Origin of the sequence: Escherichia sp. AM3, from assembly GCF_032029835.1 — a bacterium.
Taxonomy (GTDB): domain Bacteria; phylum Pseudomonadota; class Gammaproteobacteria; order Enterobacterales; family Enterobacteriaceae; genus Escherichia; species Escherichia coli.
The window spans coordinates 41,524-66,396 of the sequence record NZ_JAVUPQ010000013.1; the positions used below are offsets into that span (position 1 = coordinate 41,524).

At 51.8% G+C, this 24,873-nt stretch carries 31 protein-coding genes and 1 pseudogene; 24 read left to right on the forward strand and 8 right to left on the reverse strand.

What is annotated here, in order from left to right; translation table 11 throughout:
• Complete coding sequence (coaD, locus tag RTW80_RS08000) at positions 1-480, forward strand: pantetheine-phosphate adenylyltransferase (protein WP_001171866.1); 480 nt, start codon at positions 1-3, stop codon at positions 478-480.
• Between the two features lie 38 nt (positions 481-518).
• On the opposite strand, the gene mutM is transcribed toward coaD, so the two are convergent.
• The 4 genes from mutM to radC all read right to left on the reverse strand — a co-directional run bounded on the left by mutM (position 519) and on the right by radC (position 2,735).
• A complete protein-coding gene (mutM, locus tag RTW80_RS08005) occupies positions 519-1,328 on the reverse strand; it encodes a bifunctional DNA-formamidopyrimidine glycosylase/DNA-(apurinic or apyrimidinic site) lyase (RefSeq protein WP_001114543.1) in 810 nt (269 codons plus the stop codon).
• 97 nt (positions 1,329-1,425) lie between these two features.
• Positions 1,426-1,593, reverse strand: coding sequence for a 50S ribosomal protein L33 (gene rpmG, locus RTW80_RS08010; RefSeq protein ID WP_001051798.1), 168 nt, complete (start codon positions 1,591-1,593; stop codon positions 1,426-1,428).
• A 20-nt stretch (positions 1,594-1,613) separates the two neighbouring features.
• Complete coding sequence (gene rpmB / locus RTW80_RS08015; protein ID WP_000091955.1) at positions 1,614-1,850, reverse strand: 50S ribosomal protein L28; 237 nt, start codon at positions 1,848-1,850, stop codon at positions 1,614-1,616.
• A gap of 216 nt (positions 1,851-2,066) precedes the next feature.
• Positions 2,067-2,735 (reverse strand): RadC family protein, encoded by a 669-nt coding sequence (radC, locus tag RTW80_RS08020; RefSeq protein WP_001297375.1) that lies wholly within the window; start codon positions 2,733-2,735, stop codon positions 2,067-2,069.
• 171 nt (positions 2,736-2,906) lie between these two features.
• Here radC and coaBC point away from each other — a divergent pair, with 171 nt between their 5' ends.
• The 3 genes from coaBC to slmA all read left to right on the forward strand — a co-directional run bounded on the left by coaBC (position 2,907) and on the right by slmA (position 5,266).
• On the forward strand, positions 2,907-4,127 hold the full coding sequence (gene coaBC / locus RTW80_RS08025; protein ID WP_000050139.1) for a bifunctional phosphopantothenoylcysteine decarboxylase/phosphopantothenate--cysteine ligase CoaBC: 1,221 nt from the start codon (positions 2,907-2,909) through the stop codon (positions 4,125-4,127).
• Complete coding sequence (dut, locus tag RTW80_RS08030) at positions 4,105-4,563, forward strand: dUTP diphosphatase (protein ID WP_000976070.1); 459 nt, start codon at positions 4,105-4,107, stop codon at positions 4,561-4,563. Before coaBC ends, dut begins: the two co-directional genes overlap by 23 nt.
• A gap of 106 nt (positions 4,564-4,669) precedes the next feature.
• Positions 4,670-5,266 carry a nucleoid occlusion factor SlmA gene (gene slmA / locus RTW80_RS08035; protein ID WP_000818601.1) on the forward strand — a complete coding sequence of 199 codons (597 nt, stop codon included), beginning with the start codon at positions 4,670-4,672 and terminating at the stop codon, positions 5,264-5,266.
• A gap of 36 nt (positions 5,267-5,302) precedes the next feature.
• Here the strand turns inward: slmA and pyrE are convergent, their stop codons facing one another.
• Positions 5,303-5,944, reverse strand: coding sequence for an orotate phosphoribosyltransferase (gene pyrE, locus RTW80_RS08040; RefSeq protein WP_000806177.1), 642 nt, complete (start codon positions 5,942-5,944; stop codon positions 5,303-5,305).
• A 65-nt stretch (positions 5,945-6,009) separates the two neighbouring features.
• Positions 6,010-6,726 (reverse strand): ribonuclease PH, encoded by a 717-nt coding sequence (rph, locus tag RTW80_RS08045; RefSeq protein ID WP_001247089.1) that lies wholly within the window; start codon positions 6,724-6,726, stop codon positions 6,010-6,012.
• A 126-nt stretch (positions 6,727-6,852) separates the two neighbouring features.
• On the opposite strand from rph, the gene RTW80_RS08050 reads away from it, so the two are divergent.
• From RTW80_RS08050 to RTW80_RS08130, 17 genes are all read left to right on the forward strand, one after another.
• Positions 6,853-7,716, forward strand: a complete 864-nt coding sequence (locus RTW80_RS08050; protein WP_000621336.1) for a YicC/YloC family endoribonuclease — start codon at positions 6,853-6,855, stop codon at positions 7,714-7,716.
• Positions 7,717-7,916: 200 nt separating this feature from the next.
• Positions 7,917-9,176: a tyrosine-type recombinase/integrase gene (locus RTW80_RS08055; RefSeq protein ID WP_016244008.1), complete on the forward strand. Its 1,260-nt coding sequence runs from the start codon at positions 7,917-7,919 to the stop codon at positions 9,174-9,176.
• A 115-nt stretch (positions 9,177-9,291) separates the two neighbouring features.
• A complete protein-coding gene (locus RTW80_RS08060; protein WP_016244009.1) occupies positions 9,292-10,215 on the forward strand; it encodes a hypothetical protein in 924 nt (307 codons plus the stop codon).
• 111 nt (positions 10,216-10,326) lie between these two features.
• A complete protein-coding gene (locus tag RTW80_RS08065) occupies positions 10,327-10,545 on the forward strand; it encodes a helix-turn-helix transcriptional regulator (RefSeq protein ID WP_016244010.1) in 219 nt (72 codons plus the stop codon).
• Entirely contained in the window at positions 10,545-10,979 is a 435-nt protein-coding gene (locus RTW80_RS08070; RefSeq protein WP_016244011.1) for a hypothetical protein, read from the forward strand. Before RTW80_RS08065 ends, RTW80_RS08070 begins: the two co-directional genes overlap by 1 nt.
• A gap of 12 nt (positions 10,980-10,991) precedes the next feature.
• Positions 10,992-11,825 carry an antA/AntB antirepressor family protein gene (locus RTW80_RS08075; protein ID WP_001565826.1) on the forward strand — a complete coding sequence of 278 codons (834 nt, stop codon included), beginning with the start codon at positions 10,992-10,994 and terminating at the stop codon, positions 11,823-11,825.
• The gene (locus RTW80_RS08080; protein ID WP_021548883.1) at positions 11,818-12,000 is read left to right on the forward strand and encodes a DUF4222 domain-containing protein; all 183 of its coding nucleotides are present in this window, start codon (positions 11,818-11,820) and stop codon (positions 11,998-12,000) included. Before RTW80_RS08075 ends, RTW80_RS08080 begins: the two co-directional genes overlap by 8 nt.
• Positions 11,987-12,712 (forward strand): host cell division inhibitor Icd-like protein, encoded by a 726-nt coding sequence (locus tag RTW80_RS31290; protein ID WP_016244013.1) that lies wholly within the window; start codon positions 11,987-11,989, stop codon positions 12,710-12,712. Before RTW80_RS08080 ends, RTW80_RS31290 begins: the two co-directional genes overlap by 14 nt.
• The gene (locus RTW80_RS08090) at positions 12,705-12,884 is read left to right on the forward strand and encodes a hypothetical protein (protein ID WP_016244014.1); all 180 of its coding nucleotides are present in this window, start codon (positions 12,705-12,707) and stop codon (positions 12,882-12,884) included. Before RTW80_RS31290 ends, RTW80_RS08090 begins: the two co-directional genes overlap by 8 nt.
• Entirely contained in the window at positions 12,881-13,144 is a 264-nt protein-coding gene (locus tag RTW80_RS08095) for a hypothetical protein (protein WP_016244015.1), read from the forward strand. The genes RTW80_RS08090 and RTW80_RS08095 overlap by 4 nt, the downstream gene beginning before the upstream one ends.
• Positions 13,141-13,767 (forward strand): hypothetical protein, encoded by a 627-nt coding sequence (locus RTW80_RS08100; protein WP_021548884.1) that lies wholly within the window; start codon positions 13,141-13,143, stop codon positions 13,765-13,767. The genes RTW80_RS08095 and RTW80_RS08100 overlap by 4 nt, the downstream gene beginning before the upstream one ends.
• 14 nt (positions 13,768-13,781) lie before the next feature.
• Positions 13,782-16,541, forward strand: a complete 2,760-nt coding sequence (locus tag RTW80_RS08105) for a TOPRIM and DUF927 domain-containing protein (RefSeq protein ID WP_021548885.1) — start codon at positions 13,782-13,784, stop codon at positions 16,539-16,541.
• A gap of 388 nt (positions 16,542-16,929) precedes the next feature.
• Positions 16,930-17,391: a single-stranded DNA-binding protein gene (locus tag RTW80_RS08110; protein WP_016244018.1), complete on the forward strand. Its 462-nt coding sequence runs from the start codon at positions 16,930-16,932 to the stop codon at positions 17,389-17,391.
• A gap of 11 nt (positions 17,392-17,402) precedes the next feature.
• Positions 17,403-17,714 carry a PerC family transcriptional regulator gene (locus tag RTW80_RS08115; RefSeq protein WP_016244019.1) on the forward strand — a complete coding sequence of 104 codons (312 nt, stop codon included), beginning with the start codon at positions 17,403-17,405 and terminating at the stop codon, positions 17,712-17,714.
• A gap of 404 nt (positions 17,715-18,118) precedes the next feature.
• Positions 18,119-18,496: a hypothetical protein gene (locus RTW80_RS08120; RefSeq protein WP_021548886.1), complete on the forward strand. Its 378-nt coding sequence runs from the start codon at positions 18,119-18,121 to the stop codon at positions 18,494-18,496.
• 425 nt (positions 18,497-18,921) lie between these two features.
• Complete coding sequence (locus RTW80_RS08125; RefSeq protein ID WP_021548887.1) at positions 18,922-19,107, forward strand: hypothetical protein; 186 nt, start codon at positions 18,922-18,924, stop codon at positions 19,105-19,107.
• Positions 19,108-19,227: 120 nt separating this feature from the next.
• Entirely contained in the window at positions 19,228-19,770 is a 543-nt protein-coding gene (locus RTW80_RS08130; RefSeq protein ID WP_047928918.1) for a plasmid pRiA4b ORF-3 family protein, read from the forward strand.
• Here the strand turns inward: RTW80_RS08130 and RTW80_RS08135 are convergent.
• Positions 19,763-20,122, reverse strand: a complete 360-nt coding sequence (locus RTW80_RS08135; RefSeq protein WP_047928919.1) for a hypothetical protein — start codon at positions 20,120-20,122, stop codon at positions 19,763-19,765. The genes RTW80_RS08130 and RTW80_RS08135 overlap by 8 nt on opposite strands.
• Positions 20,123-20,565: 443 nt before the next feature.
• On the opposite strand from RTW80_RS08135, the pseudogene dinD reads away from it, so the two are divergent.
• Both dinD and RTW80_RS08145 read left to right on the forward strand, forming a co-directional pair.
• Positions 20,566-21,390 (forward strand): annotated as a pseudogene (gene dinD, locus RTW80_RS08140) (DNA damage-inducible protein D).
• Between the two features lie 290 nt (positions 21,391-21,680).
• The gene (locus tag RTW80_RS08145) at positions 21,681-22,298 is read left to right on the forward strand and encodes a trimeric intracellular cation channel family protein (RefSeq protein WP_000924289.1); all 618 of its coding nucleotides are present in this window, start codon (positions 21,681-21,683) and stop codon (positions 22,296-22,298) included.
• Here the strand turns inward: RTW80_RS08145 and ligB are convergent.
• Positions 22,295-23,977: an NAD-dependent DNA ligase LigB gene (ligB, locus tag RTW80_RS08150; protein ID WP_063119268.1), complete on the reverse strand. Its 1,683-nt coding sequence runs from the start codon at positions 23,975-23,977 to the stop codon at positions 22,295-22,297. The genes RTW80_RS08145 and ligB overlap by 4 nt on opposite strands.
• 257 nt (positions 23,978-24,234) lie before the next feature.
• Between ligB and gmk the strand changes: the two genes are divergently transcribed.
• Entirely contained in the window at positions 24,235-24,858 is a 624-nt protein-coding gene (gene gmk, locus RTW80_RS08155) for a guanylate kinase (RefSeq protein WP_001295237.1), read from the forward strand.
• Positions 24,859-24,873 lie beyond the last annotated feature (15 nt).

Genomic DNA, 24,873 nt, shown 5'->3' on the forward strand with positions numbered 1-24,873 from the left:
ATGCAAAAACGGGCGATTTATCCGGGTACTTTCGATCCCATTACCAATGGTCATATCGATATCGTGACGCGCGCCACGCAGATGTTCGATCACGTTATTCTGGCGATTGCCGCCAGCCCCAGTAAAAAACCGATGTTTACCCTGGAAGAGCGTGTGGCACTGGCACAGCAGGCAACCGCGCATCTGGGGAACGTGGAAGTGGTCGGGTTTAGTGATTTGATGGCGAACTTCGCCCGTAATCAACACGCTACGGTGCTGATTCGTGGCCTGCGTGCGGTGGCAGATTTTGAATATGAAATGCAGCTGGCGCATATGAATCGCCACTTAATGCCGGAACTGGAAAGTGTGTTTCTGATGCCGTCGAAAGAGTGGTCGTTTATCTCTTCATCGTTGGTGAAAGAGGTGGCGCGCCATCAGGGCGATGTCACCCATTTCCTGCCGGAGAATGTCCATCAGGCGCTGATGGCGAAGTTAGCGTAGCGTTTATGCCGGATGGTATGCCATCCGGCGCGCATGAATTACTTCTGGCACTGCCGACAATAAAACGTTGCCCGCTGCGCATGTTTAGTCGCCACAATCGGCGTACCGCACACCCGACACGGCTCACCTTTTCGCCCGTAAACCTGCAATTCCTGAGCGAAATAGCCCGGTTTACCATCACTTTGCAGAAAATCTTTCAGCGTTGTACCACCCTGCTCAATCGAACGCAGCAACACCGCTTTAATCACCCGAGCTAACAATTCACACTCTGCCAGCGACAGTGATGACGCCAGCCGATCCGGATGGATCCCCGCCGCAAACAGTGATTCGCTGGCATAGATATTCCCTACCCCTACCACCAGCTTGTTATCCATCAGCCACGGTTTAATCGCCGTTTTTTTCTTCGCGCACTTCTGATGCAGATACTCACCATTGAAATCGTCGCTAAGCGGCTCCGGTCCAAGATGGGTCAGCACATTATGCCCTTCCAGCTCTTTGGTCCACAGCCAGGCACCAAAGCGGCGCGGATCGGTGTAGCGCAGCACTTTGCCGTTGCTCATCACCAAATCCACATGGTCATGCTTTTCAGGGGGAAGTTCTTCTGGAAGGATGCGCAGGCTGCCAGACATCCCCAAATGAATGATAATCCAGCCCTCAGGCAGCTCCAGCAGCAAATATTTAGCCCGCCGCTGCACGCTAAGCACTGGTTGGTCGCTTAAACGGTAGATCTCTTCTGAAACCGGCCAGCGCAAGCGTCCGTTGCGCACCACTGCATGAAGAATGGTTGCACCAACGAGATGCGGTTCTATGCCGCGACGGCTGGTTTCAACTTCGGGTAATTCAGGCATAGCATCTCCAGGAATGAACAGATGCAATCAATATGGGGGCAAGCAGATAACAAAAAACCCCGCCGGAGCGAGGTTTTTTGTTACATCAAAGCGAGAATTATTTGATTTTCGCTTCTTTGTAGATCACGTGCTGACGAACAACTGGATCGAATTTTTTCAGTTCCAGTTTTTCCGGCTTAGTACGTTTGTTCTTCGTAGTGGTATAGAAGTGACCAGTACCAGCAGAAGAAACCAGCTTGATTTTCTCACGAATACCTTTAGCCATGATTTATTTCCTCTAAGTACTTAGTACTTTTCGCCACGGGCACGCAGTTCAGCCAGAACTGTATCGATGCCTTTTTTATCGATTACACGCATACCTTTAGCAGATACGCGCAGGGTGACAAAACGCTTCTCGCTCTCAACCCAGAAACGGTGAGAGTGCAGGTTCGGCAGGAAACGGCGTTTAGTCGCGTTCAGTGCGTGGGAACGGTTGTTACCGGTCACCGGACGCTTGCCAGTAACTTGGCAGACTCGGGACATGTCTATTCTCCAAAAATCAAATTAGCTCGAGCTTCGTATGGGGTATTGGCGCCTCGTCAGGCTTTACAGCCCGGTCATCGCAGTTCTATGTGAACTCTCGATTGCCAGGCCCAAATGCCAAACCCGAGATTCTCAAAGGTGGCGTAGTATACGCTGACTCAGCGATGTGCTCAAGTCCCGAACAGACAAAGATCCCGAAGGATCGCGCATAGCGGGTTAAATCCAGCCGCGTTCGGCAAAAGAAACATACTCTCCACGCCCAATCACGATATGGTCGAGCACGCGTAAATCCATGAACTGACAACTCTTTATTATCCGTTCAGTAATGAGTTTATCCGCTTTACTGGGTTCAGCACAACCCGAAGGGTGATTATGTGCAAGGATCAGCGCCGAGGCGTTTATTTTTATCGCTTCGCGGATAATTTCCCGAGGATGGACTTCAACATGGTTTAGCGTGCCGGAAAAAAGACGGCTATGCGTTATAACCCGGTGTTGTGAGTCGAGAAAGATCACCATAAAGATCTCCCGCTCCTCACCCGTGAGCTGGCTTTGTAAAAATTCCCGCGTCATCTCCGGGCTGAGTAAAGGGCTTTCTTCACGCATCCGCACGTTGTAGTAACGCCGCGCCAGTTCAGCAATCCCCTTTAACTGGGCAAATTTCGCTACGCCAATTCCATGAACGCCACTAAATTGTTCATATTCAGAGGTTAACAAGCCATAAAGAGAGCCGAAATTCTCCAGCATCTCTTTTGCCAGGGTTAATACATCTTTACCGCGCGTTCCGGTACGCAGAAATAACGCCAGCAGCTCGACATCCGTTAAGGCGCTAATACCAAACTTCAGCATTTTTTCGCGCGGCATCAACAGCTGTGCATTGTTTTTCACCTTCACCTCCTTTGTGGTGCTCGCATCCTGTCATAGCCGTTCCGTTAAATCGACGGCCAGTTTTCAATCCTGGAAAGCGCCTCGCAAAGTGAATCTCAGGTGAAGGCACGACAACAAAAGTATTGTGATAAAATCGCCAACTTCTGGTGTCACCCTACAGGAAAAATCAACATGAGCCTGGCCGGTAAAAAAATCGTTCTCGGCGTTAGCGGCGGTATTGCTGCCTATAAAACCCCTGAACTGGTGCGTCGTTTGCGCGATCGCGGGGCCGACGTCCGCGTAGCCATGACCGAAGCGGCAAAAGCCTTTATCACCCCACTTAGCTTGCAGGCGGTTTCTGGTTATCCCGTTTCCGACAGTTTGCTGGACCCGGCAGCCGAAGCCGCTATGGGCCATATTGAGCTGGGTAAATGGGCTGATTTAGTGATTCTCGCCCCTGCCACGGCAGATTTGATTGCCCGTGTTGCTGCCGGAATGGCGAATGACCTGGTATCGACGATTTGTCTGGCTACACCTGCGCCTGTAGCCGTGCTCCCCGCCATGAACCAGCAGATGTACCGTGCCGCTGCCACGCAGCATAATTTAGAGGTGCTTGCTTCCCGTGGTTTGCTCATCTGGGGGCCAGACAGTGGCAGTCAGGCTTGTGGTGATATCGGTCCTGGGCGAATGCTCGATCCGTTAACCATTGTGGATATGGCGGTGGCGCATTTTTCGCCCGTCAACGACCTGAAACATCTGAACATTATGATTACCGCCGGTCCGACGCGTGAACCGCTCGATCCGGTGCGTTATATCTCTAATCACAGCTCCGGCAAGATGGGTTTTGCTATCGCCGCCGCCGCTGCCCGTCGTGGCGCGAACGTCACGCTGGTATCAGGTCCAGTTTCACTACCGACGCCACCGTTTGTTAAACGTGTTGATGTGATGACCGCGCTGGAAATGGAAGCCGCCGTGAATGCTTCTGTACAGCAGCAAAATATTTTTATCGGTTGCGCCGCCGTGGCGGATTATCGCGCAGCTACCGTGGCCCCAGAAAAAATCAAAAAGCAGGCCACGCAGGGTGATGAATTAACAATAAAAATGGTTAAAAACCCCGATATCGTCGCAGGCGTTGCCGCACTAAAAGACCATCGACCCTACGTCGTTGGATTTGCCGCCGAAACAAATAATGTGGAAGAATACGCCCGGCAAAAACGTATCCGTAAAAACCTTGATCTGATCTGCGCGAACGATGTTTCCCAGCCAACTCAAGGATTTAACAGCGACAACAACGCATTACACCTTTTCTGGCAGGACGGAGATAAAGTCTTACCGCTTGAGCGCAAAGAGCTCCTTGGCCAATTATTACTCGACGAGATCGTGACCCGTTATGATGAAAAAAATCGACGTTAAGATTCTGGACCCGCGCGTTGGGAAGGAATTTCCGCTCCCGACTTATGCCACCTCTGGCTCTGCCGGACTTGACCTGCGTGCCTGTCTCGACGACGCCGTAGAACTGGCTCCGGGTGACACTACGCTGGTTCCGACCGGGCTGGCGATTCATATTGCCGATCCTTCACTGGCGGCAATGATGCTGCCGCGCTCCGGATTGGGACATAAGCACGGTATCGTGCTTGGTAACCTGGTAGGATTGATCGATTCTGACTATCAGGGCCAGTTGATGATTTCCGTTTGGAACCGTGGTCAGGACAGCTTCACCATTCAACCTGGCGAACGCATCGCCCAGATGATTTTTGTTCCGGTAGTACAGGCTGAATTTAATCTGGTGGAAGATTTCGACGCCACCGACCGCGGTGAAGGCGGCTTTGGTCACTCTGGTCGTCAGTAACACATACGCATCCGAATAACGTCATAACATAGCCGCAAACATTTCGTTTGCGGTCATAGCGTGGGTGCCGCCTGGCAAGTGCTTATTTTCAGGGGTATTTTGTAACATGGCAGAAAAACAAACTGCGAAAAGGAACCGTCGCGAGGAAATACTTCAGTCTCTGGCGCTGATGCTGGAATCCAGCGATGGAAGCCAACGTATCACGACGGCAAAACTGGCCGCCTCTGTCGGCGTTTCCGAAGCGGCACTGTATCGCCACTTCCCCAGTAAGACCCGCATGTTCGATAGCCTGATTGAGTTTATCGAAGATAGCCTGATTACTCGCATCAACCTGATTCTGAAAGATGAGAAAGACACCACAGCGCGCCTGCGTCTGATTGTGTTGCTGCTTCTCGGTTTTGGTGAGCGTAATCCTGGCCTGACCCGCATCCTCACTGGTCATGCGCTGATGTTTGAACAGGATCGCCTGCAAGGGCGTATCAACCAGCTGTTCGAGCGTATTGAAGCGCAGCTGCGTCAGGTATTGCGTGAAAAGAGAATGCGTGAGGGTGAAGGTTACACCACCGATGAAACCCTGCTGGCAAGCCAGATCCTGGCCTTCTGTGAAGGTATGCTGTCACGTTTTGTCCGCAGCGAATTTAAATACCGCCCGACGGATGATTTTGACGCCCGCTGGCCGCTAATTGCCGCGCAGTTGCAGTAATATGACGCCGGATGACTTTTCATCCGGCGAGTTTCTTTAAACGCCAAACTCTTCGCGATAGGCCTTAACCGCCGCCAGATGTTCCGCCATTTCCGGCTTCTCTTCCAGATAGGCAATCAGATCTTTCAGGGTGATGATAGAGATCACTTTGCAGTTGTAATCACGCTCAACTTCCTGAATCGCCGAAATCTCGCCGCGCCCCCGTTCCTGACGATCAAGCGAAATCAATACGCCAGCAAGCGTCGCGCCATTAGCCTGAATAATCTCCATCGATTCGCGAATCGCCGTTCCGGCGGTGATCACATCATCTACCAGCATTACGCGTCCTTGTAACGCGCTACCAACCAGATTGCCGCCTTCACCGTGGTCTTTTGCCTCTTTGCGGTTAAAGCAGTACGGCAGGTCAAGGTCATGATGCTCCGCCAGCGCCACGGCGGTAGTGGTCGCAATCGGGATCCCTTTGTAAGCAGGGCCAAACAGCAGATCGAACTCAATGCCAGAATCCACCAATGCTTCAGCGTAAAAACGGCCTAACAGTGCCAGGTCGCGCCCGGTATTAAACAGCCCGGCGTTGAAGAAATAGGGGCTTTTGCGCCCGGATTTCAGCGTAAACTCGCCAAACTTTAACACCTGCTTGCTAAGCGCAAATTCAATAAACTGGCGCTGATATGGTTTCATGCCTTCGCTCCTCATCTTACTTTTCTACAGACAAAAAAAAGGCGACTCATCAGTCGCCTTAAAAATCAGTTTGCCAGCGCCGCCTTCTGCGTCGCTACAATGGATTCGATTCCCCCTCGGGCCAGCGCCAACAAGGTGAGTAGCTCTTCATGGGTGAACGGCTCGCCTTCTGCCGTCCCCTGCACTTCAATGATGCGCCCGTCTTCGGTCATCACTACGTTCATGTCGGTCTCTGCGGCTGAGTCTTCAACGTATTCCAGATCGCAAATTGCTTCACCGTTTACAATACCGACAGAAACTGCGGCTACCATCCCTTTCATCGGGTTGGTTTTCAGCTTGCCGTTTTCCACCAGCTTCTGTAGCGCATCTGCCAGCGCCACGCAGGCACCCGTAATCGACGCGGTACGCGTGCCACCATCAGCCTGAAGCACGTCGCAGTCCAGCGTAATGGTGAACTCACCCAGCGCTTTCAAATCTACTGCCGCGCGAAGAGCACGGGCGATCAGACGCTGGATTTCCATTGTGCGTCCACCCTGCTTACCTTTCGCCGCTTCACGAGCGTTACGGGTGTGGGTAGAACGTGGCAGCATGCCGTACTCTGCGGTGATCCAGCCCTGGCCCTGACCTTTCAGGAAGCGCGGCACGCCTTCTTCAATAGAGGCGGTACACAACACTTTGGTATCGCCAAATTCGACCAGCACCGAGCCTTCTGCATGTTTTGTATAGTTACGAGTCAGGGTAACGGGACGCACCTGATTATTGCTACGGCCTGCTGGACGCATATTGAAATCTCCGGCTTGAAACAAATGTGGCTGCGCATTATACGGACTTCCGGCGGTTATTCCTATCCTGACAAGGCATCGATGGCTATAATCCTTCCACCTCTCCTTTTATAAACAGGAACGTCTATGATCCGCAGTATGACCGCCTACGCCCGGCGTGAAATCAAGGGTGAATGGGGGAGCGCAACCTGGGAAATGCGCTCGGTAAACCAGCGTTATCTGGAAACTTACTTTCGTCTGCCGGAGCAGTTCCGTAGCCTTGAACCTGTCGTTCGCGAGCGTATTCGTTCTCGCCTGACGCGCGGTAAAGTGGAATGTACCCTGCGCTATGAGCCAGATGTTAGCGCACAAGGTGAGCTGATCCTCAATGAAAAACTGGCTAAACAGCTGGTAACTGCCGCGAACTGGGTAAAAATGCAGAGTGACGAAGGGGAAATCAACCCGGTTGATATTCTGCGCTGGCCGGGCGTGATGGCAGCCCAGGAGCAGGATCTCGACGCCATTGCCGCTGAAATTCTCGCGGCGCTGGATGGTACGCTGGACGACTTTATTGTCGCGCGCGAAACCGAAGGTCAGGCACTGAAAGCATTGATCGAGCAGCGTCTGGAAGGCGTCACCGCCGAAGTGGTCAAAGTCCGCGCCCATATGCCGGAAATCCTGCAATGGCAGCGTGAGCGTCTGGTCGCGAAGCTGGAAGATGCTCAGGTTCAGTTGGAAAACAACCGTCTGGAGCAGGAGCTGGTTCTGCTGGCACAACGAATTGACGTTGCCGAAGAACTGGACCGCCTGGAAGCGCATGTCAAAGAGACCTACAACATTCTGAAGAAAAAAGAAGCCGTTGGTCGTCGTCTGGACTTTATGATGCAGGAATTCAACCGCGAGTCGAACACTCTTGCGTCGAAGTCTATCAATGCCGAAGTGACAAACTCCGCGATTGAGCTGAAAGTGTTGATTGAGCAGATGCGCGAGCAAATTCAGAATATCGAGTAAATATTTAAGAGCTATCACAAAGACGCACGAAACCAGTAAAGCCCGCAATCCAGCGGGCTTTTTTGTTATCATCGGCTATCATAAAGACGCAACAAAGCGCATGATTGCCGTGTACACAAAGGTGTACCCAATGAGGTTTGTGTACATCAATTTGGGTACACCCCCTATTAAAAGTTTGGAATAGTTTGGATATTCGCAAAATGCCAAAACTCACAGACATGCAGATCCGCGCGTGGATAAAGGCCGGAGAGCGATTCGAGGGACGGGCGGACGGGAACGGCTTATACCTGCGTTACCGTGAAGCCGACAAAACCCCCACATGGAGATTCCGCTATAAACTCGCAGGGAAGTCCCGCGCAATGCTAATTGGTTCGTATAGCGAGCTATCACTATCAAAGGCCAGAGAGACAGCAAAGGAGCTTTCGGCGCGTGTTGCGCTGGGTTATGACGTTGCCGGGGAGAAGCAGGAGCGGAAATCCGAAGCACTGGCGAAGATGGAAGCAGAAAAAAACGCCATGCGCGTTTCAGAGCTTGCCGCTGAATACTTTGAACGTCAGATACTGCCCCGCTGGAAGCACCCCGATATACTCCGCCGCCGTATCGACAAAGATATAAACCCCTGCATTGGCAGCATGAAGGTAGAGGACGTGAAGCCGCGCCATATCGACGACATGCTGAAAGGTATTGTTGACCGTGGAGCGCCGACCATAGCAACGGACGTGCTGAGATGGACGCGCCGCATATTCGACTACGGAATCAAACGGCACGCGCTGGAGATTAACCCCTGTTCAGCCTTTGAGGTGGCAGACGCTGGAGGGAAGGAGGTTAGCCGCGACCGCTGGCTAACACGCGATGAGTTAATCCAGCTATTCAAAGCCATGCGCACGGCTAAGGGTTTCAGTCGCCAGAATGAAATCACGTTCAAATTACTGTTAGCGTTATGCGTCCGCAAAATGGAGTTATGCGCCGCCCGCTGGGAGGAGTTCGATCTTGATAAAGCCGTATGGCGCTTGCCAGAGGAACGCAGCAAAAACGGCGACGCTATAGACATTCCATTAGCACCGCCAGCAGTCGAATGGCTGAGAGAGCTTAAAACGTTCTCATGCAACAGCGCATGGGTACTGCCAGCCAGAAAGATGCAAAACCGCATGATCCCCCATATTCAGGAAAGCACCCTGCCCGTTGCGCTGGCGAAGGTTCGCGCTGAAATGCCGGACGTGCCGAATTTCACTATTCACGACTTCCGGCGCACGGCCCGCACCCATTTAGCCGCGCTGGGCGTTGATCCTGTAGTCGCAGAAAGATGCCTTAACCACAAAATTAAAGGCGTGGAGGGTATCTATAACCGCCACCAATACTTTGATGAACGCCGGGCCGCGTTAACACAGTGGGCGGGATTGCTGGTGGCACTGGAGCGCGGCGAAGAGTACAACGTTACACCGCTGAGAAAGGCGAAGTAACCAAGATATGTAAAGAATCAGAGGACAGATTGAGCCTAGCCCGACGGGGCGAAAAGCGGGAAGCCTTACCGCCTGGCTCAATCACTCTTTAAGGCACAGCGTGAAAGGTGACGCGATGACCAAAAAAGAAGCCCACAGCAGTATTAAAATCCCACCTATGGAATACTTTAAGCTCGACAGGGCAGCTAGTATTTTGCAATGCGATACAGATGATTTACTTCACTATGGAGTTATTGGGGCTATACCGTTGTGTATAATGATGAGAGGATTTTCTTCTACTTTGGCTTTTATAGGCGGTAAAGATATAAAAGACCCAATTGAGTTTTATCACGAACACAAAGGAAACTCATCATTTCTTTTTCGTGAGGGCAACTATATATCTCATTTTAATTCCACGCTCACCGAACATGACGCATACAAAACAGATAGTGGGCTTATTTTATTTAGAGGATTGGCGAACGGGCTATGGTGTCTGGGACACAGTGAAATAGAAAGTCTTCTTTATTCTAAGAGGGCAAGGGTGATAGACACGACAATTTTCAGGCCGTTCGGATGGGACACTTTCCGCGAGAAGACTGGCCTTTCGTGTCAGATAATTAGCGATAGATATTTTAATCAGAGCTGGCTACCTACGCTAAACAGACAACTAGCCGAAAGCATAGGGTTTCAGTTAAGTGAGAGCCGAAAACCTGCGCTTAATGAGACTTTGACAACTTCCGATCTATTTATTGCCAGAGATACCATTTTAAAACTCAAAGACGCAATAGACACAGGCGAGCCGATTAAAAGCATGATTAACGGAGGTGTTATTCCCTTACCGCCGACGGAAATGAATGTAGGAAAACCAGTAAAAACAACAGAAAAACAGATGAGACTAATTGTCGCATTACTTAAACGTATAGGCTTAACCGATAGTGATTTAAAAGGCAGCATTACACAACTGAGAAATAAAGCTAACAATAAAGGTGAGGAGCTACCACTCCCGGATGATGATAAGACGCTTATAGATTGGCTGCGAAAAGGGGGAGTCAACCGATAACGGAATTATGAAAATTCCGGGGAGTTTTCTAATAATTCCGATACATTACAATCTATTGCTCCCATCATACCCGTAACGAAGCAACAACCATCAAAAGAGGTTACGGGACATATGGCAACACATAACGCAACAACCCACACAATCCCCCAATCTGGCTATATCCGACGCTTCCGCCTTGCTGAATTGCTGGGCGTTAGCGTTTCCACCATTGATCGCAAAGTTCGCAATGGGGTTCTGCCGCGCCCGGTAAAGCTGGGCGAGAAGATTACCGCCTTTGATGCGGTAGAGATTAACAACTGGCTGGCAGAGCGTCGCGGGAAGGTGGCCTGATGAAAAAAGAAAACCGCCCCGGACAGCAGGCGGCTAACATAGATATTCGCGGATCTGATGTTACGCCACCAGCGCCCACCACACAAGCGCCACGCCGCACACCGAAGAAGCACCGCGCCCGCGTCTATATGCTACGCACTGGGGTAGAGGGATGGACAGAAAACGACATTCTGCGCTACTGCCGCCTTTCGTCTGGAAGGAACTACGCCAGCGAGTTAGAACGCAGGCTTGATATTCAGTTAGAGCGTATCGACGAAAAGAATCCCGACGGGATCGGGTCACATTTACGCTATCGCTTTACCGGGCGCGGTGACGTTCTAAAAGTTATTCGGCTTGTGAACCATAACGCCGACGCTGGGGGCTATCAGGGACTTTCTCAGCCTGAAATTGCCGACATTCTCAATCTATACCCGGACAATCTCACCGCCGCCTAACGGAGACTGAAAATGAACATCGAAAAAAGCAGATTAATTTCTGAGGCCGCCCCTCATCTGAACGCCTATCAGGGCACAATTAACGGTAATGAATTTGCCGCAATTGTCCCGGTTATTCCTGGTCATATCGGTGGGCGTGAAACCAATATTGTTAGCGCAAAAGCGTTACACAAAGCGTTGGGCGTGGGAAAAGACTTCTCTACATGGATCACTGATCGCATCTCTGAATATGACTTCACCATTGGGCACGATTACTCAGTCCATAAAACTATTTCCCCAAATTTGGGGAAAAGCCCGAATGGCGCGGCTTACAGCAAGATTAAGCACTCTGGCAGACCCGGCAAAGACTATCTGTTAAGTGTCGGAATGGCGAAAGAACTGGCAATGATCGAACGCACCGAACAGGGCCGCGCTATCCGCCGTTATTTCATCCAGTGCGAGGAAGAATTACAGCGTAGCGTGCCTGAAATCGCCGCCCGCTATCGTCGCCAGCTAAAAGCCCGTATCAGTGCCGCAAACAACTTTAAGCCGATGTGCGATGCGCTGAATATGGCCCGTGCCGAGATGGGTAAAACGACGCAGCAACACCACTACACAAACGAGAGCAATATGATTTCTCGTATCGTTCTTGGTGGGCTAACTGCTAAGCAGTGGGCGCGGATAAATGGCTATTCTGGCGAACCTCGCGACCATATGAACGCAGAACAGCTTGAGCACCTCTCATATCTCGAAAGCACCAATATCACGTTAATTGATATGGGCATGGAATATGAGCAGCGCAAAGGAGAACTCACCCGCCTGTCGCAACGCTGGCTCGCTAAACGTCTGGAGGTAAACCATGCGTAACCATAATCCGATGCCGGGAAGCCGTTACAAGGATTCGCACGGGGCTGTAGTGACCGTACAGCGCGTCGAGCATAACCGAGTGACCTTTTACCGCGAGGGCTATCAGTCGCCATGTGTTCAGCCTTTGGAGAGATTCGTTAAGGAGTTCGTGGAGGTGCGCCGTGATACTGAATGAACCTGCCGCCCAGAAAGAAGCCTTTAATCTGGCTAGCCTGTTAACAAATGTTAACCCTTACAACCTGTCAAAACCTGACATTCATCGCCGCGCCGTTGCGACAAATGACGACATTTTAGAGGCGTTTTCTGGGCTGAGAATTGGGCTGCGAATCCTAATAAATCCTAAGTTTTTTTCGAGTTTTGCGACCAGTACGCGCACGCGCGAAGGTGAGTTTTGCGAGTCCATAAAAAAGGGCTTGCCGACTATCGCCAACCCGGTTTATGGTTATAGCGCACCTGCAAAATCAGGTGCCGGGATTGGCGTCCCGATAACCTGTATAGTGCCGACACGCACTAAGCGTGTTTTTTTGTCGGCAAAATTCCTGCGCACCCAAATTATGGTGGGCTGGATGAGGCTTCCGAAAGGAAGGCCGGTGTCTATACAGGCCGGTTACGCCAACCTTGTTCAGCTCACCACCAGTCTGAGATTGGCGTCTCTTGGTGGTGAATTCAAAATTCACTGTATAGAGGCTGCCATCATGGCTACTACCCCTACCCAAAATCCACAATTTATCTGGTTAATCGCAGCCGTTCGCCGCGACATGCCGACAATTACCGCCAAAATTCACCATATCGCCGCAGAAACTGAGCAGGAAGCCCGCCGCATTCTGGCGCGGGATCACGTTTGCTTTTTTGCCGGACGTATTCGCACAGGGGGCGCACATGCTTAATTACTTCCGTGTTGCAGGATGCGCCACCGCCCGGAGCGGCGAATTAGTCGAGTTCGTTTATATCGTTGACGCCCGCAGCGCGATCAGCGCCAAAGCTGAGGCGCTAAATCAGGCCAGAAATGAACGCCTTTCCCACATCCAGATTACCCGCATTCGTGAGGTGGCAGCATGAACATAAATACCATCTACCGCCACCCGGCAGAGCTGGAAGCCGAAGCGATGCTATCTCGCAAAGAATCATACCCGGATGATTTTACGCTGGCAGACCGAACAGCAGAACGCATGACCCGCGCCCGCAATGGGCTGGCTCACGTTATGACCGATTTATTACCACTCCTCGAAGTTGAGCAAGCAGCCATCGCGTATTGCTGGCTGAGTAAAGTCCTGACGATTGTCGATATAGCCAGAATTGATGCGGAGGGCAGCGCATGAGCAACGCACCGACCATTAAATCGGGAAATGCCGACTTATTACACGCCGAAGCCACACCGCACGGCGTCAATATCATGACCCGCAATGATGCCGGGGGATATGAGCAGGTTGCTCTTATCAGCTACGAGAGCGCGGTAAACCGCCTTGATGCCGGAGAGTACGACGATACGCCAAATATCGGATACGCCATACATTTTGCCGTTGCTGATGGCGGGGCGCGTGGCTGGTTCGACTTTACCGCGCAGCATAACGTCACTATGTGGCGCTGGCTGATTGCTACCACGTTCATTTCTGAGATGAAGCGCGAAAACGGCACAACCACCGTCACGGAGGCTGACGGCACAACGTCAAAAGTAGCGATTTACTCCAATGGCACGGCGGGGATTGTGGTTTACCCGTTCGCGGAACGTCTGGCGATGGCGAATAACATCGAGGGCGCAATGATTGAGCGCTACGGCATTGAGCAGGGAACGGCGAACGCCATTGTTTTTTATCAGGCCATGATCGACACGGAGCGCGGCGAGCTGACCCCGTTCGGACGTGAAACGCTGGCAGAGCTGCATGATGGATTCATTGCTGATCTGAATGAAAACGGCTTGCCTGAAATGCCAGCGGCGCACTGAGGGAGGTAATACGAATGCGTAATATCGACATTATCCGCGAAGTGACCAGCGCCGCCGCTGGTAAATGGCCTTATGTGCTGGCTGGCCTGTCTATCGACGTTCCTGATTCATCGCGCCGTCATGCCCCCTGCCCTGCATGTGGTGGGAAAGACCGTTTCAGATTCGACGACAACGGGCGAGGTAGCTTTATCTGCAATCAGTGCGGCGCGGGCGATGGGCTGGATTTAATCAAACGGGTTAACAACTGCGACACCACGGAGGCGGCGCACCTTGCCGCTGATGTGCTGGGTATTGATTACCGGGCCGCAGAACCAGCACCAGACGCTGCCAGCCAGAGACAGACGCAGTTAGCTGCAGACCGCCAGCGGCATGAGCAGGAGCGACAGAAAAAGGCCGCAGAGGACGCAGAGCAGCGCCGGGCTACGTTTTCCCGTCTGTATGCCGGAATGCGCCAGAGAGCCATACAGGGCGAAGCTGAGTACCTGCAATCAAAAGGGCTGACCGGGTTTAATTACCCGCTAATGCCAGATGGTTCGTTATTGCTGGAGCTGGTGGATGAATCCGGCGCAGTGGCAGCAGCGCAGACCATTACACCGCATGGAGAAAAGCGACTTCTGACGGGTTCGGCAAAGCGCGGGGCATATCACGCCGTAAACGCGCCAGAATCGCCGCAGAGCGTTTTAATTGCCGAGGGGCTGGCGACGGCCCTTTCAGTTCACCTGATGCGCCCGGACGCGCTGGCAGTGGCAGCAATTGACGCGGGCAACCTGCTACCCGTTGCCGAAGTGATGCGCCGGAAGTATCCACAGGCACAAATAATCATCGCCGCAGACAACGACCACCACCAAAACGGAGAAGCCAATACAGGCAGGGAGGCCGCAGAGAAAGCCGCCTTGTCCGTGGCTGGATGGGTGGCACTGCCGCCGACAGACTACAAAGCCGACTGGAACGACCACCACCAGCAAAACGGGCTGGAAGTCGCTACGGCTGCGTTTAACGACTCGATGTACCAGATTCAAGGGGAAGCCGTTAAACCACGATTGCAGGCCATTGAGGGCGGTAAAACTGACCATCCAGAGAAAGACCCACTAAAACCCCACATTGAGAGCCGAAAAGATGGCGTTTTCTGGGTAACGCCGAAGGTGGACAAGGAAAGCGGGGAGATCATCAACGCTGAAAGCTGGTTATGTTCACCGTTGGAGGTTATCGGCACGGGACGCGACGACAAAGATCAGTATCTTATTATCTCATGGCTGGCATTCGGTGCAGGCATACGGACAACAGCGGCTATCCCGCTGGCTGATATTGGCGAGCGTGAAGGCTGGCGCACCCTGAAAGCTGGTGGCGTCAACGTCACAACGAAAAACAGCCTACGGGCGATTCTTGCCGACTGGTTACAGCGAAGCGGCTCGCGTGAATTGTGGCGCGTTGCTCATGCTACAGGCTGGCAGTGTGGGGCATACATCATGCCGGACGGGGAAATCATCGGCACACCTCAGCGGCCTGTTTTGTTCAGCGGGCGCAGTTCAGCCGCTGCCGGGTATACCGTAGCAGGAACGCCTGAAAGCTGGCTTAACAGTGTTGCGCGGCTGGCATACGGCAACTACGCGATGATGACAGGCATCGCCGCAGCACTGGCAGCGCCATTAATCGGGGTGGCAGATCGTGACGGATTCGGGATTCATTTTTATGAGCAATCGAGCGCCGGGAAAACAACCACGCAGAACGTGGCGAGCAGTCTTTACGGCAACCCTGATGCCTTGCGCCTGACGTGGTATGGGACGGCGCTGGGGCTGATAAACGAGGCCGCCGCCCACAATGACGGGCTGATGCCGCTGGATGAAGTCGGACAGGGCGCAGACCCGATAAGCGTTTCTCAGTCTGCCTATGCCCTGTTTAACGGCGTGGGGAAATTGCAGGGAGCAAAGGAAGGAGGCAACCGGGATCTGAAACGCTGGCGCACCGTGGCAATCAGCACCGGGGAAATGGATTTAGAAACGTTCATCGCCACCGCAGGACGCAAGACAAAAGCGGGGCAACTGGTGCGACTGCTGAATATCCCGCTGAGTAAGGCGGTGCGCTTTCATGAGCACCAGACAGGGAAAGATCACGCCGACGCGCTGAAAGACGCTTACCAGCACCATCATGGCGCTGCCGGGCGGGAGTGGATTAGATGGCTTTCAGACCACCAGCAGCAGGCGATTGATGCCGTTCGTGAGTGTGAAGCCCGATGGCGAAGTCTAATCCCTGCTGACTATGGGGAACAGGTTCACCGTGTAGGGGCGAGGTTCGCCATTCTGGAGGCCGCTTTACTGCTGGGTGGCGTGGTTACTGGCTGGGATGCTCAAACGTGCCGGGATGCGATACAGCACACCTATAACGCATGGCTGAAAGAGTTCGGCACGGGGAACAAAGAGCACCAGCAGATCATCGAGCAGACGGAGGCGTTTTTAAATGCCTATGGGCTGAGTAGATTCGCGCCGCTGGGTTATGACCCGCGCGATTTACCCATCCGTGATTTAGCCGGGTACAGGAAGAAGGGGAACCACGACGGCGACCCGATAATTTTCTACACCTTCCCGGCAACATTTGAGCAGGAGATCGCACGGGGTTTTAATGTCAGGCAGTTTGCCGAAGTTCTCAAGAATGCAGGAATGCTAACACCACCAACGAGCGGGCGAGGTTATCAGGGGCGGGTAAGGGAAGGAGGGCGGCAAATTCGCGTTTATGTGCTCAACTTCATGGATGAGGAAAGCAGCCAGCCAGAAGAATAATCTTTTTTCACATACGTAGTTTTAGTGTTGTCTCTGTTGTCTTTGTTGTCTCATTTTGTAAGTTACATTGATTTATAAGGATTTTATTTTAATTTTTGAGACAACATTGAGACAACATTTAGCCATTTTGAGACAACAGGGCGAACGTGTGTTTTTAGTCCGGCAGGCAGTGAGACAACATTTATGCCGGGTGAGACAACACGAAATTGCAAATGTTGTCTCAGCAAAACCCAGACGTGGCGCGGCCTGTAGAGCCGTGAGACAACAAAGACAACAGAGACAACACTATTTTTGTTTATATACAAAAAAATCTGGCGAAGGTGTCCCACAATAAGACGGTGCCGGGCAATCTTCATTAGCAAAACTAATAATTCGAGGTATTCGCAAAATGACAGCACAGATATCAGCCTACGGGCGGCTGGTGGCAGATCCCCAGACCAGAACGACAAACAGCGGCGGCAGCATGACAATGGGGCGTTTAGCGGTGGCACTGCCTTGCCATGCAGCAGAGGGCGGAGAGGTTACTTTCTGGCTGGGCGTGGTGGCATTCGGCAAACAGGCCGACGCACTGGCAGGACACGTTAAAGGCGATTTAGTCAGTGTTGCCGGAGCGATGCAGGTCAATCAGTGGGCGGGCAAGGATGGCGGTACACAGCAGGGGTATCAGGTAGTAGCCGACAGCGTGATCAGCGCCAGAACGGTACGCCCCGGCGGGAAGCGGGCCGAGTCAGTCAAAGCAAGTGGAGCCAGCAGGGGCCACGAAACGCAATCCGCGCCGGGATGGGAGCTATATAACACCCCTGATGATTTTGACCAGCGCCCACCATTCGACGATGAAACGCCATTCTGAGGGGGGTGAACATGGTAAACGACAGCAAAGCTGAGGATCTGGAAGCAAAAGGGCTGTACCGACGCGCCGCCGCGCGATGGATGGAAGTCATGCTGTTATGCACCGAGGACGATGATCGGGAATGGATAAAGCGCCGCCGTGAAACGTGTCTGGAGAACGTGAAGCGCCCGCCCGTGAAGGTTGAGGACTTTGGCGACCTGCATAAAGCTGTCACCGAAACTCAGCACCGCATGGGGATAGCGCAACCGAACGGTAACGCCTTCCGGTTAAATGGCGGCAAGAGGCAACGGCATACCACCAGCGGGGGCGATGGTTCGCAGTAAGTTTCGCACCCAAACGGCGGAAAATTTAGTACTGTTTAGTACGGATTTAAAACCCTAGCAGCGCCAGACCCGCGCCAGTAGCGGGCTGGAAGCCAAATCGTGATTCAGGACGTCCTAAATATCTGGTTCGTTCCACTGGTACGCAGTGCGCAGCAAAACTGCGTATTCAACGTGCGTACTACCTGACAAATGCTAACGGTGGCATTGCGTACAGAAATTGCGAATTCGCAGTAATTTGTAAGCGCGAATTGCGCATTCGCAAAATGGTGGAGAGGCTTGATATTTCTGGCTTGGGCGCTATCAGTTCGCAGTAGATGGCGGAAGTTAGATATACAGTTTTATTAAGGTATTGTTAGGGTTTGTTAAGGTTTTTGCGCACAAAAATGCGCACAGTGAGCCGTTAAATGAAAAAAAATAGCCAACAATCAAGATCGGGATGGGGTGGCAAGCGGAAAGGCGCAGGCGCACCATTGGGCAATACTAATGCCGTCAAACATGGCGAACGCAGTCGGCGGGCATTCTTCCCATTTGAGGGGGGAGAGGCGCTTTCTCCGCTGGTGCGAAATCGTGCAAGAAACCTCATGCTGGCTGAGAGATACGGGCTATTACTGGCGAATAATCCGACGCCGGGAACAGAAGAATGGCGCGAGATGACATTGATTAACGGACTCATGGGGCTACATGCCGACAGAATCGCACGGCTTGAGCTGAGATTAGCGAGAGCCGTTTCAATGCAAGCAAGGCGGGATCTGCGAAGGGTTAAAAAAAGCGGCGCATGTTAGCAATCCGTATAGTCACCAATGTTGAAATACTGGACTGTACTGGACAGACTCAAAGCCCATATGAAGAGAGAACCGCGCCAGTAGCGGGCTGGAAGCCATATTCGATTTAGGCAGTCCAAAATATTCTGGTTCGCGCCACTGGTGCGCAGTACGCAGAAAAACGCTTATTATCTCTCATTCATTTTTTGCGCAGATCGCAGTTAATGCGCAGTAATTCGCAGGAGGCCAGCCAGTGAGAAACAGAACGCGCAGCTATATCACGGGCGTGATTGAGCGTAAGACGGGGAAAGCTGCCAAAGATATTGGCCCGAAGCTGTAAAAGCAAAACGCCCAAAAGGGCGTTTGAGAGCGGACAGACTAATACCCGGCGCAATTATGTTTTGGACAGTATATTGATCGCCCAAAACTACGCAACAGGGGCAACCATGACACCACAGCAGATAGCCGCAATCACAGCCGCTAAACTGGAGCATGAAGGCCACCAGCTTACCCCGGCAGAGGTTCGGGAAATGGAGCGCATTATTGAAGCTGATACAGCCCGGCGCAAACGGTTCGGGGAGATGATGCGAGCGCCTGCCTACCAGTGGAAGAAGCCAGCGCCACGCAGGTAGATACGGGATTATTCCGCATGTAACTTATGCTTATTAAGCAAATTACCTTTATTCACCTTTACAGAATTGTGAGTGCGTCAGTATCGTTATCCTTCCGATTCGCATTTATTCAGGATTTGCATGTACCAGCTAAAGATAACCATCCGAGACAGCAAACCACCTATATGGCGGCGTGTGCTGGTTCCAGAGCAAATCCCCTTTAGTGAACTTCACGCGGTGATCCAGTTGGCTTTTGGCTGGAATGACGAACACCTGTATATGTTCGAGAAAGGGCGTAAAGGTGATCCCGGTAGCGAGTATCGCGTATGGGGTGAGGATGAAAGCATGGGTAATGCGGCAATCACACCACTATGGGCAGCGCTCCAGAATGATGGTGACAAGCTGGTTTACACGTATGACTTTGGCGACTGGTGGGATTGCGTCATTGTGCTGGAGAAGCAAACACACGATACGAGCAATCAGCCCATTAGCTGCCTGCGTGGGAAAGGCACCACCCCGGCGGAAAACTCAGGCGGCTTGCATGGTTACAATGAATTGCTATTACAGGCCAGAGAGTCTGATAATCCTGAGCAGGCCGAGATCCACAATTTCCTGATGCTGGATATTGAACGCCGGGTTTACGACCTGAGCAGCATCAACGACAGATTGCAGGCTCTTAACTGACCCGCATATATTCGCCTGATATTGCGTTATCAGCGCCGCCAGTATCGCGCATAACAGCGCACTGACCGGGTAAACCGTAGCGCACGACCGTTGCGTTAGTCTCACCGCCGCGCCGTATCTGGCGCGATTCATACACTGTCACCCGCTCAAGCAGTCCACCAGCAACCATGCTTTCCAGTGTGCGCCGGGTTGATTCGAGCTGGTGACGCTTATCGAACGACCCCATGCCGTGAAGCAGGTACGCCACGCCCGACACATCGAACGGAGGAGCGCCAATCTCACCCGTCACCCAATCGAGGCTATCCGGCTCAAAGTAACTGAGTATCTCTTTTTTGCGGCTGGTCATTCTCATGGCTGGTGGATTCCTTATTGTGGGATAGAGGTATCATACAACAAGGTGCAAAAGATAAGAGGCCAGAACAGCAAGCATAAGAGCATAAAATGAGCAGTAAAAGGCAGCACCTCAAAATACCGTGTACACAAGCGTGTACCCAATGAGAAAACGCATTACAAGAAACACGGCAACCACGGGCATTTAAAGCCACTACTCAATAAACAAATTCAATATTGAGTAACTCGTAACACTAATTCTTACTTTTCAGCCTTCACAAATGCCGCCCACTCAAACAGAGCGGCATTTTTCTTCCCCGCAACTTCAATTCTGTTTTGCGTGCCTGCTCCAGATTTTGCGATGTTTTTTTGCCCAGCACACTGAGAACGTGAGATACTCACAACTGTATATAAATACAGTTACAGATTTACTTTCTTTGCAATCGATATCACATGGAGTGGGCAATGAACGAACATCATCAACCTTTTGAAGAAATACGGCATTATGGCACTGAAGGGCAAGAATTTTGGTCAGCTAGAGAATTGGCACCGTTACTGGATTATCGGGACTGGCGCAATTTTCAAAAGGTACTGGCCCGCGCGACTCAAGCGTGCGAAGCCAGCAATCAAGCTGCATCTGACCATTTCGTTGAAACCACCAAAATGGTTGTATTAGGTTCAGGGGCTCAACGAGAACTTGAAGATGTTCATCTCTCCCGCTATGCCTGTTACCTGGTAGTACAAAACGGCGACCCTGCGAAACCGGTTATTGCGGCAGGGCAAACTTATTTTGCTATCCAGACCCGACGGCAGGAGCTGGCTGACGATGAAGCTTTCAGGTAACTTCGTGAAGACGAAAAGCGTCTTTTTCTGAGAAATGAATTGAAAGAACATAACAAACAATTGGTTGAGGCAGCACAGCAAGCTGGGGTAGCGACAGCTACTGATTTCGCCATATTTCAGAATCATGGTTACCAAGGGCTGTATGGTGGATTAGATCAGAAAGCCATCCACCAACTGAAGGGGCTGAAAAAGAGTCAGAAGATCCTGGATCATATGGGTTCAACAGAACTGGCGGCTAATCTCTTTCGAGCTACCCAAACAGAAGAAAAACTCAAGCGGGATGGCGTGAATTCAAAACAGCAAGCTAATACCACACACTTTGACGTGGGTAGCAAGGTGAGGCAAACCATTCAGGAACTTGGCGGAACCATGCCTGAGGAGTTGCCGACCCCGCAGGTCAGCATCAAGCAGTTGGAAAACAGTGTAAAAATTACAGAGAAGAAATAGCAGAAACTAAAAACTCTTTTTGTTGATTGAGACACCCGATGCGTAAGCCAAGGTCCAGGTGCAGTGAACACAATGGCTAAATATTGCACCTTTCTTTTCCCCCCTCAGTTTTAACCTATTTTTTCTTATGCATTTTCTCAGACAAGAAGTCAGAAGAATGCATCTCTGCTACAGAAAATAGCGATTTCACATAACTACAAGTTATCAATTTCCCCTCACCTTAAAAAATCTCAATCGTGACAATGCGCACAAATCGCTACCCTGCCAGACAGATTTTTAGGGAGAGAACCATGCTGTTACACATTTTGTATTTGGTTGGCATTACTGCCGAAGCCATGACGGGGGCGCTGGCGGCCGGACGACGGCGCATGGATACATTTGGCGTAATTATTATTGCGACCGCCACCGCAATTGGCGGAGGGTCAGTGCGCGATATTCTGCTGGGCCACTATCCGCTCGGCTGGGTCAAACACCCGGAATATGTGATTATCGTCGCTACCGCCGCAGTACTCACCACTATCGTTGCTCCTGTAATGCCTTACCTGCGCAAAGTGTTTCTGGTGCTCGATGCGCTCGGACTGGTGGTCTTTTCTATCATCGGGGCACAGGTTGCACTGGATATGGGGCACGGCCCAATTATTGCCGTTGTCGCGGCGGTAACCACCGGCGTGTTTGGCGGCGTTTTGCGCGATATGTTCTGTAAACGCATCCCACTGGTATTCCAGAAAGAGTTGTATGCCGGTGTCTCATTTGCCTCCGCCGTGCTGTACATCGCGCTGCAACACTATGTTTCTAATCATGATGTGGTAATTATCTCCACCCTGGTATTCGGCTTTTTTGCCCGCTTACTGGCGCTACGCCTTAAGCTGGGATTACCGGTCTTTTACTACAGCCACGAAGGACACTAAGGTTCAAAACCTGTGATCTGCTGGGCAGCCAGCCAACTGCCCAGCTTCTTGATTTGCGCATTTTCCTTCCATTCAATAACCTGTCTGGCGCGCCCCGATCCAGTGCCCGGCAGCTGCTGCCAGAACTGCTCCGTGCTAAATAAAAGTTGCGACCAGGACCGTTCATCACTGGCATTAAGCGCCGCCCGGGTTAGCGGTATTCCCATTGCCATCACCCAGCGAGTAAAAGGCTGCTTACGAGCCAGATTAAACTGATGCCATAGCTGCGCACTTTTACTTTTCGCGATCCCCGGCGTGTTCTGTAATTGCTCTGGCGTTAATAAAAGCCAGGAAAAGATATGCTCAAAGCGATGAGTCTGATGCAGCGCGCGCCAGCCGGCCTCACCAATGCCATCCAGCCCAAGAACCTGTTTTGCCCCCAGCCAGACTAAGCGTGAAATGAACTGTTCCTGACAAACATCAGAAGCAAAGTAGCAGGTCAACGAGTTAAAGCGGTTTTCTGGCGGTGTCGGTTTTGTACGTTCTGCACCGCGCCACACCACATCATCAATGCGAGGAATACCCTGACCGGCAAGGCTGACGAGAATCTGATCACCAGGCGCAATATCCCACTCCTGCCAGCGCCTGACGGAACCAATATTCACCCGCTGGACTTTTTTATCATCCAGCATGACAGGTGCGAGTGACGCAACCACCGATATTTTACCGCTCTTACCCACCGCAAACTGAATTGCCTTCACTTCGGCAACCTGAGCTACAGGTTGATATTTCCAGGCCACCAGCCACTCTGCCTGGCCCGGTAGCCAATGGCGGGATTCTGGCTCTTTCGCCGCTCGTACAACTACGCCATCGGTGACGAAGGGTAATTCCGCTTTCCACCACTCATTGCGTACGCGCGCAACTTCATCAGCATTTTTCACCGCACGGGTATACGTCTGCGTTAGAGTAAAACCTGCGGTAGCCAGCTCTTTTAAACGATCAGACATTAACTGCGGTCCATCCGGCCATGCCCAGACAAAAACGCCCAGAGAATTCAGCGTGTCGCTATCGTCCTGGCGCATCATCAAGCCAGCAACTTTTGCGCGGGCATTTATTCCCCCCATTTGTTGTTGGATATGCCCCTCGCGCTGGAGAAATATTTCCCCCTGAAGCGTACTGTTGGCTAAAGGCCCGCTAACGGTTTGCGGCACAGCGGAAATTAAGCTAACTTTCTGCGTCCAGTCCTCGCCTTTCAGGCCATTATCGCGACTGATTGCTTTGTTCAGTTTCCCGTCCCGATAAACCAGGGTTACCGCAACGCCATCAACTTTTGGCTGCACCCAAAGATCGCTACGTTCTCGCATCCACAGACTTAATGCGTTTTTATCCACCATTTTGCGTACACCCGTATGGGCAACCGGATGCATAACCGCACCATTTAAAGGCGGCATCATCACGTCGCGGGGCTCGCTCCCAAAGCAGCGTTGCCACTGCGTAAGACGGGCGCTTAACTGATCGTAAACACCGTCTTCCACCTCACTTTTTCCTTCCTTCCAGTAGTCATCGTCCCACTGTTTTATTTGCTGTTGCAGGCGGGAAATTTCTTCCTGTGCTCTGGCTGGCGACCAGGCCGGACAGACCGCCCACACAGATGATTGCCAGCACAAGATACTTATTAATATCGCCATCCATACTTTCATCATCACCTCCGCTGTAGGTAGTCAGGCAGATATACAACGTGATGAAAGCAAAGCCGAGTGGCAAAAACGGAGTCTGCGAGGACGCTTCCTGAAAATCGTCTTTATTGCAGTGAATGACAGGCAAATGCGGAAGCAGCTACGCAAAACGCAACAACTTTGCGCAAAAAGTGTGAGCAAGGGCTACGTCACATGACCGCGCCGTGTATAATAAGCTCGTATGTAGGCTTTATTTCGCTAATCACATACGAAAGATACTCATGGCTCAAGGCACGCTTTATATTGTTTCTGCCCCCAGTGGCGCGGGTAAATCCAGCCTGATTCAGGCTTTATTAAAAACCCAACCGTTGTATGACACCCAGGTTTCTGTTTCACACACCACACGCCAACCGCGTCCTGGTGAAGTCCACGGTGAACATTATTTCTTTGTTAATCATGATGAATTTAAAGAAATGATTAGCAGAGATGCGTTCCTCGAACACGCAGAAGTTTTTGGTAATTACTATGGCACTTCGCGTGAGGCCATTGAGCAAGTACTGGCGACCGGTGTCGATGTTTTTCTCGATATCGACTGGCAGGGCGCGCAGCAAATTCGCCAGAAGATGCCGCACGCGCGGAGTATCTTTATTTTACCGCCGTCTAAAATTGAACTGGACCGCCGTCTACGCGGTCGCGGTCAGGACAGCGAAGAGGTCATTGCAAAGCGTATGGCGCAAGCTGTTGCAGAAATGAGCCATTACGCCGAATATGATTACCTGATTGTGAATGATGACTTCGATACCGCGTTGACCGATTTGAAGACCATTATTCGCGCCGAACGTCTGCGCATGAGCCGCCAAAAGCAGCGTCATGACGCTTTAATCAGCAAATTGTTGGCAGACTGAACCTGATTTCAGTAT